The 15,120-nt window shown below is 46.0% G+C and carries 11 protein-coding genes and 1 pseudogene; 4 read left to right on the forward strand and 8 right to left on the reverse strand.

The genetic code is table 11. From position 1 onward, the window contains the following. Positions 1 to 49 precede the first annotated feature (49 nt). From MNQ98_RS02725 to MNQ98_RS02730, 3 genes are all read right to left on the reverse strand, one after another. Positions 50 to 1,567: an MDR family MFS transporter gene (locus MNQ98_RS02725; RefSeq protein WP_241931811.1), complete on the reverse strand. Its 1,518-nt coding sequence runs from the start codon at positions 1,565 to 1,567 to the stop codon at positions 50 to 52. 114 nt (positions 1,568 to 1,681) lie between these two features. Further along, complete coding sequence (locus tag MNQ98_RS29585) at positions 1,682 to 1,804, reverse strand: hypothetical protein (RefSeq protein ID WP_277883722.1); 123 nt, start codon at positions 1,802 to 1,804, stop codon at positions 1,682 to 1,684. A gap of 58 nt (positions 1,805 to 1,862) precedes the next feature. Further along, positions 1,863 to 2,111: a hypothetical protein gene (locus MNQ98_RS02730; RefSeq protein WP_241931812.1), complete on the reverse strand. Its 249-nt coding sequence runs from the start codon at positions 2,109 to 2,111 to the stop codon at positions 1,863 to 1,865. Positions 2,112 to 2,272: 161 nt separating this feature from the next. Between MNQ98_RS02730 and MNQ98_RS02735 the strand changes: the two genes are divergently transcribed. Next, positions 2,273 to 3,622, forward strand: coding sequence for a Tle-like phospholipase domain-containing protein (locus MNQ98_RS02735; RefSeq protein WP_241931813.1), 1,350 nt, complete (start codon positions 2,273 to 2,275; stop codon positions 3,620 to 3,622). Between the two features lie 43 nt (positions 3,623 to 3,665). Further along, complete coding sequence (locus MNQ98_RS02740) at positions 3,666 to 3,944, forward strand: WXG100 family type VII secretion target (RefSeq protein ID WP_241931814.1); 279 nt, start codon at positions 3,666 to 3,668, stop codon at positions 3,942 to 3,944. Between the two features lie 169 nt (positions 3,945 to 4,113). Here MNQ98_RS02740 and MNQ98_RS02745 read toward each other — a convergent pair whose 3' ends face one another. After that, positions 4,114 to 6,579: a UvrD-helicase domain-containing protein gene (locus MNQ98_RS02745; RefSeq protein WP_241931815.1), complete on the reverse strand. Its 2,466-nt coding sequence runs from the start codon at positions 6,577 to 6,579 to the stop codon at positions 4,114 to 4,116. Positions 6,580 to 7,012: 433 nt separating this feature from the next. Between MNQ98_RS02745 and MNQ98_RS02750 the strand changes: the two are divergent. Continuing rightward, positions 7,013 to 9,162, forward strand: a pseudogene (locus MNQ98_RS02750) (heavy metal translocating P-type ATPase). 175 nt (positions 9,163 to 9,337) lie between these two features. Here the strand turns inward: MNQ98_RS02750 and MNQ98_RS02755 are convergent. The 4 genes from MNQ98_RS02755 to MNQ98_RS02770 all read right to left on the reverse strand — a co-directional run bounded on the left by MNQ98_RS02755 (position 9,338) and on the right by MNQ98_RS02770 (position 14,441). Beyond that, complete coding sequence (locus MNQ98_RS02755) at positions 9,338 to 10,312, reverse strand: aldo/keto reductase (RefSeq protein ID WP_241931816.1); 975 nt, start codon at positions 10,310 to 10,312, stop codon at positions 9,338 to 9,340. An 80-nt stretch (positions 10,313 to 10,392) separates the two neighbouring features. After that, entirely contained in the window at positions 10,393 to 11,541 is a 1,149-nt protein-coding gene (locus tag MNQ98_RS02760) for an ArnT family glycosyltransferase (protein WP_241931817.1), read from the reverse strand. 169 nt (positions 11,542 to 11,710) lie between these two features. Next, complete coding sequence (locus MNQ98_RS02765; RefSeq protein WP_241931818.1) at positions 11,711 to 13,564, reverse strand: bifunctional diguanylate cyclase/phosphohydrolase; 1,854 nt, start codon at positions 13,562 to 13,564, stop codon at positions 11,711 to 11,713. A 256-nt stretch (positions 13,565 to 13,820) separates the two neighbouring features. Beyond that, positions 13,821 to 14,441 carry a DUF5317 domain-containing protein gene (locus MNQ98_RS02770; protein WP_241931819.1) on the reverse strand — a complete coding sequence of 207 codons (621 nt, stop codon included), beginning with the start codon at positions 14,439 to 14,441 and terminating at the stop codon, positions 13,821 to 13,823. 349 nt (positions 14,442 to 14,790) lie between these two features. On the opposite strand from MNQ98_RS02770, the gene MNQ98_RS02775 reads away from it, so the two are divergent. Beyond that, complete coding sequence (locus tag MNQ98_RS02775) at positions 14,791 to 14,991, forward strand: copper ion binding protein (RefSeq protein WP_208916083.1); 201 nt, start codon at positions 14,791 to 14,793, stop codon at positions 14,989 to 14,991. Positions 14,992 to 15,120 lie beyond the last annotated feature (129 nt).

The raw sequence follows: 15,120 nt of genomic DNA on the forward strand, positions 1-15,120 counted from the left end.
AGCACTCTGCTGAAGGATCTTGCCTTTTGTTGTATAACATAACTTATTACTACCCTCTAGCTTGCTCCGGAGTCTTCGGTTTCACGACAACCCGTTCATTGCCCATCATGAGTACAAAGACAAAGGCCAGTACTGCCGGCACGAGAGCCCACGTAAATGATTGGGAGATGGAGTCAGCCAGTGATGAAATGGCATGCTCACGTATAGCAGGAGGCATTTTGTCCAAGACATCGGATGAAAGAGCGGCGTCTGCATCGAACGATACACCTGCGGGTGCGTTTTCACCAGTCATTCCGGCTGCCAGCTTATCGGTGAACACGTTACGCTGGATGATACCAAAGATTGTAATACCGACGGTCATCCCGAGAGCGCGAAGAAAGGAATTTGTCGACGTTGCCGCTCCCCTTTGGCGGACATCGAAATTATGAATGGAAGCCATGCTGAGTACCGAGAAGGAGAATCCAACCCCGACTCCAGTAAGAATCATGAATAGGGTAAGCATCGTTCTGGACGTCTCCGGCGACAGTGTGCTTAAGCTGAAAATACCGGCAATAAAGCAGATGGAAGAGACAATCATAATATTGCGGAAGGACGTTTTGGTTGTCATTATCCCGCCAATCTGGCTCCCAAACACACTCCCGACCATCATTGGCATAAGAATCAGGCCAGAGTTCGTCGCTGTGCCTCCGTAAACACCGGACACAAAGATCGGGATATACACGGTTGCGACAATGAAAGCTGCGCCATAACATAACGCTACGGCGTTACTGGAGGCAAATAGCCGTTTTTGGAACATTTTAAACGAAATAATCGGCTCTTCCGCCTTGGACTCGGTAATGAGGAAAATGAAGAGAAGGACCAGAAATCCAACGAAAAGACTGATAATCTGTGGCGAATCCCATGCATAAGTTTTTCCGCCGAGCTCCAGACCGAACATAAGGCAGATAACGGCACCGACAAGAGTGGCCGCACCAGTCCAGTCGATTTTTTGCTTCACATGGGACAGCGTCTCTTTATAGGCAGTAAGGATGAATATAAAGGAAACAATGCCAAGCGGCAGATTGACGTAGAATACCCATTCCCAGCCGATATTGTCCGTAATAAACGCGCCGAGTAGCGGACCCATAATGCTGGAAGTGCCGAATACCGCCCCGAGAAGTCCCGTCATTTTGCCCCGTTTCTCCGGTGGAAATAAATCGAATACGATGGTAAACGCAATTGGCATAAGGGCGCCGCCACCGATACCCTGAATGGCCCGGAAAATAATGAGCTGCAGCATTGTGTCAGCCATACCGCATAGCATGGAACCTGCCAGAAAGACGACCAGACCGAAAATGTAAAACCGTTTGCGGCCATACATATCTGAAAGCTTGCCGAAGATCGGTGTGCCTGCCATGACAGCAACCATATATGCCGAGGTTACCCACACGATCTGATCAAAACCACCGAGGTCTTTTACGATAGTGTACATGGCCGTAGCCACAATGGTGTTATCCATTGCCGACATGAGAATGCCGAGGAGCAGTCCGGCTACCACGAGCTTGATGTTGCTTTTCTGAGCATTCATGAAATGGGAGCTCCTTTTCTATGTATATTTTTGTATAAACAGTGGTTCTATTTTAGCCTCAACGGACCGGTAATAGCAAGAGAAATGAGGGAAGATATGGAATTGAAAAGCGTATTAACTATTCATCTGGGGAGAATCCGGATGAAGCTGCATGAATTCGATCCGGTTGCCATCGGGATCCTTGGCCCCATCTTTGCCGTCCATACCAAAAAACCAGCCGCCTGCGTCAAACGACATAGGCACAGCTGGCTTGAAGGCGGGGCTCAGGACTCAGACAAAGGATGCGAAATCCGGCCTATTTTTTAGGGGGTAAGTCTTCCGGCACACTTGCCGCTTCAATCGTGTAGTCGTCATAATTAACAAGAATAAAGACTTGTTCTTCTTCATTATTTTTGATATGCCCGTTAAAGCCTACGGTGTGCGCAAGGTCAGGCGGTGATAGTTTATGCTTCGTAAACTCCACTTCAACCCCGTATTTCTCGTGAAAATACGCTTCGGCAGCTTCCTGCGTTAAACGCAGCGTCTCTTTTTCCTGATCTGTCATTCGATTACAACCTCCTAAAATGAGCAGAATCATTCCGACTAGCAGCAGATATGTAAATAAAGACCTTTTTCTCATTTTTTCTCCTTATCATATCCTAATGATTACCATTCATATTATAATTGATAATAATGATTCCTTACTATGGTAAAAAGGGTGGAATTATGGGCGATAAATATATCTCGGATAAAATATACAACAAAGCCTCCCAGATTGCTTACAATGAGGTACCTCCCGGAAAGCTTACCGAAGACGGCCTGGAAGGATGGAGTGTGGTAGAGCCTGACGGTGCCGATCTGCACCGCTTTTCCGGCTTTGATGCCTTGGTGCTCCGTAACGATACGACAGATCAGGTGATTATTGCTTACCGTGGAACAGAAGCAGGCGGCATGAGTATAGGAAAAGTGAAGGATATTTATACGGATGCCGTGGATGTTGTGGGCGGCCGGCCGAAGGATTTGGAGAATAGTCTGGATCATCCCTGGAAAACGCTGTGGAATGACGGACCTGTCAAGTTGGTCAGTGATAAAATTCAATACGAGAACAACCAGTTTCATCAAGCAGAAGAGCTGTATGATGCGGTCAAGAAAGCTTATCCCAATTCGGATATCTCATTAACCGGACATTCTTTGGGAGGAGGTCTGGCACAGTATGTTGCGGCGCGGCAGGATCTGCCGGCGGTAACCTACAGTGCGCCGAGCACGCTGAATTCGCTGTCGGATGAGCTTGTGGCCAAGGTGGAGCATGGGGACTTTGACAATCAAATCATTAACTATGTTCATCCTAGTGATTCTGTTGGTGCCGGTGGTCTGGAGGAATATGACCGACATATCGGATCGACCTATTATCTGGGAACCAACTTTGAAACGGCCAACGCAAAATACAACCAGATTTTGAACGTTCCGATTCCGCTGCGCGGAACGGGTCTTTTGGGAGTGGTCATGCCTTATTACAATCTGGAGATTGATACCGGAAAATATTATATCGGCGATCTTCGGCGTTTTTACGACTCTGTCTTAAATGGCGAAACCAATTACCATTCCCCCTCCCAGTATAAGTTTAATGGGGATGGAAATCTGAAAGGACCGCTAGTGAACCGGTTAAGTGGAGAGACACTGGACGGATCTCCGCGTGGAGCGGCGTATGCTGCAACAATGGCCGCTTTGGCGAGTCTGATAAACTTCGGGGGTAATAGTCTGAAAGCGATGTTGGCTAACGGATTGCCTGGAAGCGGCGGGGCACACGGTTTGATTCAGCTGACACCAGCCGAATTGCTTGAGGCTGCGAAACAGATGCGTCAGAGTGCCGAAGGTTTTTCCAGTGACAGCCGCAGTGCGGTTCAATTTATTGAAAACAACATCCGTACTAGTGAGAGTCGTTCCCTGACGCCTATTGCTGAGAATACAAGCGTAAGCCTACACGGTATTCAGCAGTGGTACGAAGCGGCCATGCTGGAAATTGCGGACTATATCGACCGGAAGGCACAGGATTTCATTCTGGCCGATGAGGCGTAAAAGAAGGCGTGATCATAAACAAGCAGGCGGGAGTTGAGGGCTAATGAGTCGAATTTCGGTACAGGTTGAAGATTTAAGAAGGGCCATCCAGCAGTGTGAACAGCTTCGGCAGCGATTGCTGCAGCAGGTTGCAACGGTAAAAGGCATCTCTGCCCGCCTGCAGGAATGGAAAGGGAAATCTGCTGAAGAGCTCCGCATGAAGATGGAACGTTTCGTACAAGGAGCCAACGCAAAAATCAGTGAGCTAGAACAGCGTATTCGGGAGTTAGAGGCCTATATCAGCAGAATGTTGGAAGCTGACAGGAACCTAGGCTGGGGATGATGGAAGAGGGGAAAGATTCCAGATTGAAAAGTTTTAAATTGGATGAAAATGGATATATAAAAAGAAGCGGTTCTCAGATTTGAGGACCGCTTCTTTTTTGAAGTTTCAGAAAATGAATATAATCGCCTGAGGTTCATCATAACAAGAGACGCAATTAACCTATACTGTCTTACCGCCTACCTTCAGGAACAGTGGCCTCTTTCATCCCCGTTTTCATAGGAGATCCACATAACGGACATTTCTTAACATTCTTCGTTCCGGATTTACCGGAATCCAATCGCTGCCAGCCCTTGCAGCCTGTGCCGGTACAGAGCCATGCGTGCACGGACTCGGTATGGACGGCTGATACCTGTGCTTCCTTATTGCCGGAAGGGCCGGATTCAACCGTTACACGAAGACGCTCACTCATTGAACGGGTGCCTGAACGGTCGCTAGGTCTACGGGACGAGCCAGGCCCTGAGGCTGTCCCTCTGCCCGAACCAGCACTGCGAGCAGAGCTTTCTCTGCCTGCTCCTCTCCAGTCTCCACGGGAGCCAGAGGTTCCATCTTTGTGTTTCTTCTCATTTAGGGTCGGGATTGAGGATTGGAACACACTTTGAAGGAAGCGGGACACCTCCACCTTCCGGCCACGGTAGTAAGCCGGAGAGCTAATGATCAGCTCGTCTCTGGCGCGGGTGACAGCAACATATGCCAATCTCCGTTCTTCTTCCAGCGCGTCGGTCCCTTTTTCCTGCCTGGAGGTAAGCGGATGGTTGTCGTCCATATGCTCCGCCTCGAGAGAAGACGTATGCGGTAGAATGCCCTCGGAAGCCCCGATCAGGCAGACTGACGGGAATTCCAGCCCTTTCGCTTTATGGATCGTCATCAGTTTCACGGCATCAGCTGAGTCATCCTTTTTCCGTGCAGCCATTTCTCGGTGGACTTCAATTAGTCGGTCCACGAAGCCAATAAAGGATGCCATATCCTTAAACCGTTTGGCTGAAGCCTCCAGTTCGTCGAGCCCCTCCTGAATAAACTCCTTGTGCATCGTCAGATCCTGCGTGTTGTCGGCTTCTAAGTATTTGTCGTAGAAACGCAACCGGATTTCGCGGACGGCATCTGCCGGTTCCAGGGCTTTCAGTGATTTAATCATTTTTGACCGTTCCCGGATTTGCTCGATCTGAAAATCTTTAAGTCCGGGATAGGAGATCAGGTGGGAAAGAGGTCCTTTCTTGGGCCGTGGGGCGTCTTTTTCACGGATAAAGGACATGCCTTTGTCCCGGTTGATGTACAGCGTATTCAGCATGCCTTCCATCGCCTTGAAATCCCGGCGGTCGAGTGAAAGACGAAGGTGGTCCATGACCGGCTTGACCATCCACTGCTCGTAGAACAGATCTCCTTGCTCATAATGAATAAACGGTATTTCCTTCATGACAAGCTGCTCGAACACCGCCCGGCTGTTATTGGACGTACGGTAAAGTATCGCATAATCGCTGTAGCTCTTCTTACCCTCGCTTACTTCTCCGGTGATATGCTTTAGCAACAGCTCGGCTTCCTCATCAGGATCGCCGGGCCGTAGATACAGCGGAACGTTTCCGCTCTTGCGGGTGGACTGAAGCTTCTTGATGCGCCGGCGTTTGTTCTCACGTATGATCTCGTTGCCCAGGCCGACGATACTGGAGAGGGAACGGTAATTGACGTCGAGTGTCACGACTTTGGCGCCAGGAAACGTCTGATCGAACTCCAAAATAAACTCATTTCGCGCTCCGTTAAAACTGTAGATCGTCTGGTCGTCATCTCCGACAACCATCAGGTTGGCGTGAGGACGCACGATCATTTTCAGCAGTTCATAAGGAAGAAGTCCGGTATCCTGGAACTCGTCCACCATGACATAGCGGTAGCGCCGCTGCAGAGACGAGAGCAGTCTGTCTTCCGAAGTCAGCAGGCGGTAGGACAGCACGAGAATATCGTCAAAATCCATCTGGCCGTTCTCTTCCTTCCACGCTTCATAACGGGCAAAAATCTGTCTCTGTTCAATTTCCGCCGGCGTGCGAACCGGAAGCTCATCCAGACCGGTCATATTCATGCGGTAGGCGGACCATAGCGACAGCAGCGTCTCTGCTTCGTAGCCATCCTGAAGCCCCATTTCCCGCAAAATTCTCTTTATAATAAACTGCTGATGTCTTGAATTGCTCAGAATTTCCTGCCGGAATCCGCGCGTCCGTAGCAAGTATAGGAAAAAGGAGTGAAACGTCCTGGCAGTCACCTTCGCACTTTCCTTAGGGTGGAGGTCTGGCAGACTCATAATCCGCTCTTTCATCTCCGCTGCTGCCTTTGAAGAAAACGTAACAAGCAGGATGGAGGCGGGATCGGATTTGCCGACGGCCATCAAGTATCCTGCACGGCTAACGAGGACGGACGTTTTGCCGGACCCTGCCCCCGCCAAGGTCAGAAGGGGGCCGTCTGTGTGCCTAACGGCCTCGATTTGAGCCCGGTTCAGATATAACCCCTGCGACTCCAAACTGCGGAAAAAAGCCGCATCTGCGGCTTGGTCGCCCACCAGCTCCCGGCTGCTTCTGGAAGAGGCGAGCTCGGCGAACGGGAGATCCTTGCGGTCACTTCCGAAAGGGCGTTTATAAAAAGGTATGGATGTCATATAACTCACCAATCGCAATTGAAATAATAGTGCCTACCCAGTTTACCGGATTACTGGCGCCGTGGCAAAGGAAATACACTCCCGCGGGGCTGTAAACCCCTTTGTAACCAAACCTCAATATGAAAAGAAGCGTTCTCCAATAGCAAAATACCTTCGCGATCCCCGAGGGATTGGGTAGAAGAAGCGCTCGAAAGGGACCGGAAAGCGAGAGAGGAGCGGGAGGCTAAAGGTGGCAAGGGAATCCTTTAATGGAGGCTTCGGAAATAGTTCGAAGTCTTTTTTTTATGGTCAAATAAACTATACCTACCTATAGTATACAACGTCAGATCCTAACTATGTTAATTTTACACTTGCATAAAACGAGACTTTACAATATATTAGTATATGAACAGTTTCTCATATATAAATATAATATAATTTGGAGGTAATTATTATGAAAAAAGCATTTAAATTAGATGGACTGGACTGCGCAAACTGTGCTGCTAAGTTGGAAAGAGCGGTCGCAAAAATTGATGATGTTACCAAAGCAAGCGTAAACTTCATGAGCAGTAAGCTAGTGCTTGAAGCAGCTGACGACAAATTTGATAGTGTTGTGGAACAAGCTAAAGCTACGATCAGAAAAATCGAACCAGGTGTTGTAATAAAAGCTTAGTCATAAGCAGTAATATCAGTGGCTGTGGGTTTAACCACGGCCACTGATATTATGCAAGTAGATGGAGTGGAGGTTAAATTATGAGAGAGAAAAAACGGTTAATCCGTACCATTACAGCCTTAATTTTATTTTTTGCTACAATGATATTACCTATTAATGATTCGTGGAAACTTTGGGTGTACCTCGTCATCTACCTGATCGCAGGTGGTGATGTTGTACTGAAAGCTCTTAAGAACATTTTGCGCGGAAAAGTATTTGATGAAAACTTCTTAATGAGTATTGCAACAATTGGTGCATTTATTATTGGAGAGTATCCTGAAGGCGTTGCAGTCATGTTGTTCTACCAAGTAGGTGAATTGTTCCAATCATACGCTGTTGATAAATCACGTAAATCGATCGCTGGGTTAATGGATATTCGTCCTGATTATGCCAATGTACAACGAAACGGAAAACTGGTAAAAGTCGACCCAGAAGAAGTAGCTATAGGCGATATTATTGTAGTAAAAGCCGGTGAGAAAGTTCCACTTGATGGTAAAATCATTGATGGTATATCGATGGTAGACACATCTGCTTTAACAGGCGAATCTGTGCCGCGTGAGGTATCTACAGACAATGATATTTTAAGTGGTTTTATTAATTTAAATGGTGTATTAACGATAAAAGTGACTAAAGAATACGGAGAATCTACGGTCGCCAAAATTCTTGATTTGGTGGAAAATGCCAGCAATGAAAAAGCAACCACTGAAAACTTTATTACTAAATTTGCTAAATACTACACTCCGATTGTAGTCATAGTTGCAGCACTGCTCGCCGTTATTCCACCACTCGTTATTAGCGGAGCTACATTTAGTGATTGGGTATACAGAGCATTAGTATTCTTAGTTATTTCCTGCCCATGTGCATTAGTTATTTCCGTTCCATTAAGTTTCTTCGGAGGTATCGGTGGTGCCTCAAAAGTTGGTGTGTTAGTTAAGGGCGGAAATTATCTGCAAGCATTAGCTGATACCGAAATTATTGTATTTGACAAAACAGGTACCTTAACTAAAGGAACATTCAACGTAACCGATATTCAACCTAAAGGAATGTCAAAAGACGAATTGTTGGAAATTACTGCTTATGCCGAAAGCTACTCCAATCACCCTATTTCAATGTCGCTTAAGCAAGCTTACGGACGACCGATTGATAACTCAAGATTAGCCGATGCTGAGGAAATTTCAGGACATGGTGTTAAGGCATTTTTTGATGGTCAATCCGTTATGGCGGGCAATGCTAAGCTGATGCAACGAGAAAACATACGGTACTATAAAGGTGAAATCATAGGAACTGTAGTTCATGTCGCTGTAAATGGAGACTATGCAGGTTATATTACGATTTCCGATGAGATCAAAGAAGATTCGCAGCAAGCCATCAGAGATTTGAAAGCAAATAAAATTCGCAAAACAGTAATGCTGACAGGTGATAGTAAAGCGGTAGGTCTTAAAGTAGCGGATCAGCTCGGATTAGATGCAGCATATACAGAACTACTTCCGGGTGACAAAGTTGATAAATTAGAACAATTGCTCAGTGAAAAATCAGCAAAAGGCACACTTGCCTTTGTCGGTGACGGTATTAACGATGCCCCTGTGCTAGCAAGAGCTGATATCGGTATTGCCATGGGGGGACTAGGTTCTGATGCTGCAATTGAAGCGGCAGATGTTGTCATCATGACGGATGAGCCTTCAAAAATCGCCACAGTCGTAAAAATATCACGCAAAACATTAAGAATCGTTAAACAAAATATCATTTTTGCTTTAACCGTAAAATTTGCTGTTCTTATTCTAGGCGCATTTGGAATCGCAAGTATGTGGTCAGCCGTATTTGCAGACGTTGGTGTATCCGTTCTTGCTATACTTAATGCGATCAGAATGTTAAATGTCAAAAATATTACGTAATAAATCGGATCGATATTAACGCCATTATTAAAAAACAAGAGAGCCTCCATCTTTATGGAAGTTCTCTTGTTTTTTCTGTGCTATATTTGACCGGACTGAAGTGCAGAAAACGCATGTGGACGACCGATGCCATGCGAGTCGTACTCGTGTATTGGGAGCTTCACGCGGTGAGAATTTAAGGTAGTGCGACTCCACGGGAGCTGACATACAGCGAATACCATTCTTCACGGGTGAGCTCCACAAGCTCGGCACCGCTGCAAGCACGGATACGATCCGGATTCTTGGTGCCGATGACCGGCTGAATCCCTGTTGGATGTTTCATGAGCCAGGCAAGCAAGATGGCTTCAGCAGTTGTCTCTTTCTCATTGGCTAATCGCTTCACCAATGCAGCTGTCTCCTGAATGGATTCCGGCAAGTCCTGAACCGGACGGCCCGTGTACACGCCCTGGGCAAGCGGACTCCAAGCCTGGATTTGAATCTTGTTCATCTGGCAGTATTCAAGCGTTCCCTCAGGGAACATGTTCTCTTTGGCGTCATCGCGGTTCACATGAACGCCAGCATCGAGCCATCCGATATGTTGCAGGCTCATCTGCAGCTGGTTCACGATAAACGGCTCATTGGTATAAGCCTGAAGCAGAGCAATCTGTCCGGCTGTCATGTTGGACACTCCGAAATTCCGAACTTTGCCTGATGCCTTCAGCGTTTCCAGCGCCACAGCCACTTCTTCGGGGTCCATCAATGGATCCGGACGGTGCAGCAACAGAATATCCAGATATTCTACACCCAACCGCTGGAGCGATCCGTTTACGCTGGACAAAATATGTTCTTTGGAAAAGTCATATCGACCGGGTATTCCGTTAGGCTCCGCAAATCGGATCCCACATTTGGATTGGATAATGATCTGCTCCCGAAGGTCTGGACGTTCCTTTAGAACTTGTCCGAAGACACTCTCAGCCTTGCCCCGGGTGTAGATATCCGCGTGATCAAACATATTGATTCCAGCAGCCAGTGCGGCATCTACCGCATCGTGAGCTTGGCGGACATGTTCTTCGGTAATCGGACTATCATCCCAACCTCCGCCGAGTCCCATACATCCCAGCACAAGTCGGCTAGCCGGTATGTTCCGGCGGCTTAATGGCATAATTGACATTGGATGAAATCCCTCCTATATGTAATAAATGCAATATGATGTGATTTCATTGTAGCACGTTGTCTTTGTGAAATATATTTTTACCTTACATATTTCCGCTGGCGAGACGACCCTCTGTGGAGACTGGATTTATGGGCGTATATGACGGCCTTATTTGTTAGAAATGCAGTGTATAGAAGAAGAAAAACCCCGTATGGAAAACCCGTTCCATCCAGGCTGGGGACGAGCCAGTCAGCCGCTATGAAATACAGAAGAGTTAGCAGTGCAGGAAGCTGTCTCTTTAACCGGTATTTCCAGACGGACCAGACAAGGCCAACGACGCCAGCATACAGCAAAATCAGACGCACAAAATCTAAAGCAGATTGAACGACCCTCCGGGCTTCTTCATTACCAAAACGTCCGGCGTATTTCGTAGAGAGTCCGCCGAATATACTACGGTACAAGTGGGCCAACGGATTTCCTTCGATGAAGCGGGCATCCAGCCAGAGCGGTGCGATATTCCATGGGCCTGGAAGGTACATCAGCTTCTCAAAGATCGGTATGCTGAGCCACCAAGGCGACATGACCAGAAGATATCCGATTGTTATCAGCAGAGTTCCGCTGATGATGACTCGCCATGGACTGTAGTATTTCCACCAGAGGATGACAAAGACAATCGGATATAGCAGAGCTTGCAGGTTGAAGTAGGCCACGAGGGCTGTAAGCACACCTGCGGCAGTATACCAGCCCGCCTGCTTGAACTCGAGCGCTCCGATCACGGCGCACACGAGCATCAGCATGAGCATCTGCATTGTCGTATCCGGTAGTATGAGGCGGACAATGCCATAGGCTGGCCAATAAAGAGCATATATGAGACATGATAATAGTGCTGTTGATGTATTAAACATATATCTGGACAGAACAAACACCAAATAGACGGAGAAGGCGTGAAAAAGGGCTTGGATGAGGCGATATGCCGTGAAAGCATGTCCTTCATCCCCGAACAGCTTTGTCAGCCCGGCAATCATAAGCGGTACACCCGGCATAACGACAGATGAACCGTCTGCATCATCAGGATGGCTGATCATAGCCGCACTGGTTATATATTTTTGCTCCATTTCAATAATGGCGCCCTGTGGCCCGTTCTTGCCGCCGGCAATGATTAACAGACACGACATGAGGAATACCCCGGCGATTATCGCGAGCAACAGTTTTCGATTCATACGACTCAAGGACCAGATGGAAAACAAATTGTCCACTCCACTCTATGTGTTTTAATCTAATATCTCATCCTCTATATTAAATAAAACCTAATCAAATAAAAAGACTCCGTTGTAACCGGAGCCTTACAGCGGATACTCTCTTTATACCTGTTTTTGGTACGTATCAAACCTAGGGAGGAGATCAGTGGAGGAAGATTCATGTCTCGAATCCAGCGGCAGGCTGTTGTTGCTCCAGCATACGCTGCTGCATGTAGCCAATAAACAGCTCAACCAGCTCAGGATCGAACTGGCTTCCGGCACATCTTCTCAACTCGGCAATGCCTTCTTCGTAGGTTTTGGTCTTTTGGTAAGGCCGTTCCGTTGTCATCGCATCAAAAGAATCTATGATCGTGAGCATACGACACAATCTTGGAATTTGGCTGCCCTTGAATCCATGTGGATATCCGCCCCCGTCATACCGTTCGTGGTGAAGCTCGATATACGGTACCAGCTCTATAAGTTTTTCATTCGTTTCGGCAATCCGTTTTCCCCAGCTGACGTGGCGTTTTACCGTTTCCCATTCACCAGGAGTGAGCTTATCCTTCTTATTTAATATTCCCCAAGGAATTTCCAGCTTTCCAATGTCATGAATGAGTGCACCGAGCACAAAAGTACGTCTTTCTGTGCATTCCAGACCGAGTACTTCGCTCATATCAACGGCGTACCGGAAGACGCGCTTGGAATGCTTGAAGGTGTCCACATCTTTATAAAGAAATAACTTCAACTGCTGCTCAATATCGCGTACATCTTCTGCAAAATCAATTTCATACTCCTGGACTGAACCGCTGCCGTATACATGTACGTTGTTCTTTCCCTGCTTCTTGGCGTAATAAAGTGCCTGGTCCGCGAGGTCGACCATCTGTGCTTTATCATGGATGTCATCCCGGGAGTTGGCAATTCCCGCTGAGAAGGAGAGACAACCGGCAGGAAAAATTTCGACCCCTTCAAAATAAGTATCATTCAGCTTTTTACGGAGGCGGTTTATAAAATGGCGAGCTTTTTTCTCATCATAACCCGGCATCAGGATTGTAAATTCCTCACCCCCAAAACGGGAGGCGATAACCTCTGCAGGATCACATTCAGTTTTCAGAAAATTGCCCAGAAATGCGAGCAGCATGTCTCCTTTCAGGTGACCGAACTGATCGTTGTATTTTTTGAAATCGTCTATGTCAATCATCGCTAGGGACAGTGAGGTTTCCGCTGCCTTCGATTTTTCAATTTCTGTATCCAATAAGTTCTCAAAATAACTGTGGTTGAATAACCCGGTACGCTGATCCTTGATCGCTTTTTCCTGAATTTCGTTGTACATCGTGAACAGCTGCTTAAACGAATAGGAGAGCATTGTACTAAGCGCAATGAACAATGCTAAGCCAAATACGCCATTGCTTGAGATGAGGATAGACAAGGCAAGAGAAAGGATAAGGGTACTAAGATATACAACGATAATATCTTTGAAAAATTCCTTCAAAGCTTCAAATAGCGTACTTTTCATCAGAATAACATAGTAGAAACCAATCAATAACACGTTTATTGAAAAATAAACAGACAGGGCTATCACATATGAAATGATGTTTTCGTTTTGGATGGGCCCGATTTCTCCTCCTGATGCAGAGAATACGATTGAAGAGCCGGTAATCATCAAGACGTATATAGAAAAGTTGACGAGGTTTTTCCAAAATGGAGTTTTACGGTTATAAAGTGATAGGATGATTAAAGTCAACAGACAGACGGATAAAGCAAACGGGGCACCATAGATGAAGACACAAGCTAAATAGACCGATGAGTCCATAGATTGTCCATTTCCTTGTGGAGGAAGGCGAAAGGTAAAGTGATCTAAAATTAATGTGGCGCCGACGAGAGCATATAACCAAATCCAATTATTTAGGGAATAGTTTAGGAAGTCCGCCTGATTGATAAAGATAAAGACGGTGATTCCAATGATAGGTATGATTAAGAAGTACCATTGGCGTGCATTTAACTTCATGGTGCGAGCCCGTTTCAACATGGACATAAATTATTTTCTCCTTGGCTAACAATGATGGTATCTCCACATTTTAAGGTATAATACAGCACAAAACAACGAGGATATATAAAAGAACTGGCTATGAATAGCCAGTTCTTTTATATCACAATTAAACGAATTTGAAACCAGAGGTCAGTGCTACGAGTACGGACGCTACGATTACAGCGTTGAAAACAATGCGGGAATATTTAACTTGTTCTGTTTTTTTCATGTATTTCCCCCCCTTTCAAGGCATTTGATGTATTTAAACTTTTTGTGGTTCTACATGGTCAGAAGTTTCTAATTGTTCATCACTAGATTTAGAGGCTTTCCTGTGGCCATTACTCATCAAATGTACAATATACATAAAAATGCCTATGTTCATCACGATATCGCCGATGCTGATGGCTTGGGTTCTCGGATAAGGTGCAGACAGTGGGATAATATCACCAAGGAATGGAAGTGCGGTTGAGTCATCAAGCAAGAAGTGCTTGGTTATGATAGCTCCTTCTTTAAGCATATCCACATAATAAGGATCCAGCACCGAAGCTGCTTGAAGCGATACCGGCATTCTGCCGCCATTGACGGCCATAACAAGGAAGTTAAGAAACACACCTGCTAAGATAATGCCAAAACCTCTCTGATCGCGGTTCATCCATAGGAACAGCATGCCTACTATATAGATGGTCATAAACACATAACTGCTTGCCGCTGCCAGTATATCGGAGTTTTCCTGGAATCTGAAGATGATCAGTTGGATGATCAGCAGCACCGGAAAGATCCAGCCGCCCTTCAGCCGAATTTTACTGAACTGAAGCAAGCCGTGACGAATGCCTCCCCGAATCAGCCCGACAATCAGACCAATGATAATGCCGTCAAAAACCATAGCTGTTTCCTACTTTCCTGTTTCGTCAATTCCTTTAAATTACATATTCGACGTAAAAATGGAAATTCCTTCTCTACTTCTCGAAAAAAAGAAAAAGTTGTATAACAAGGGAATTTATTGGTCTATCTCAACAATTATAGATTATTATACCAGCAAAATTAGAGGTTTTGTATCACAATTCGGGGAGCTGCAACAAAATATTTTTGAGGAAATTCCATTATAGCTACTAAAAGAAAACAACCTTTACATACTTATGGGGGGTATAGTACAATGCGGGTATATTTACTGTTAATAAACTCATTAAATAACCGGCACATCAGCCGGCACAACAGCCAAGGAGGAATTACGAATGAAACAAGTTACTATGAACGTCGAAGGCATGTCTTGCAACCACTGTGTGAATTCAATTGAAGGTGCTTTGAAAAACGCGGGTTTGTCCGGTAAAGTGGATCTGGCTTCCAACACGGTGACCGTGGAATATGACGAAACGAAGGCAACTGTGGAACAAATTAAAGAAACAATCGAAGAACAAGGATATGATGTCGTTTAACCATTAAATATTTATCCAAAACCGTCAGGCTGCATAATACAGCCTGGCGGTTTTTTGTCGTATTAATTGGGCTTTTTCAATATCTATTGACAATTACCGGAAACCGACCTATGATTTAAACGATTGTTT

Source organism: Paenibacillus sp. N3/727 (genome assembly GCF_022637315.1).
GTDB lineage: Bacteria > Bacillota > Bacilli > Paenibacillales > Paenibacillaceae > Paenibacillus_AQ > Paenibacillus_AQ uliginis.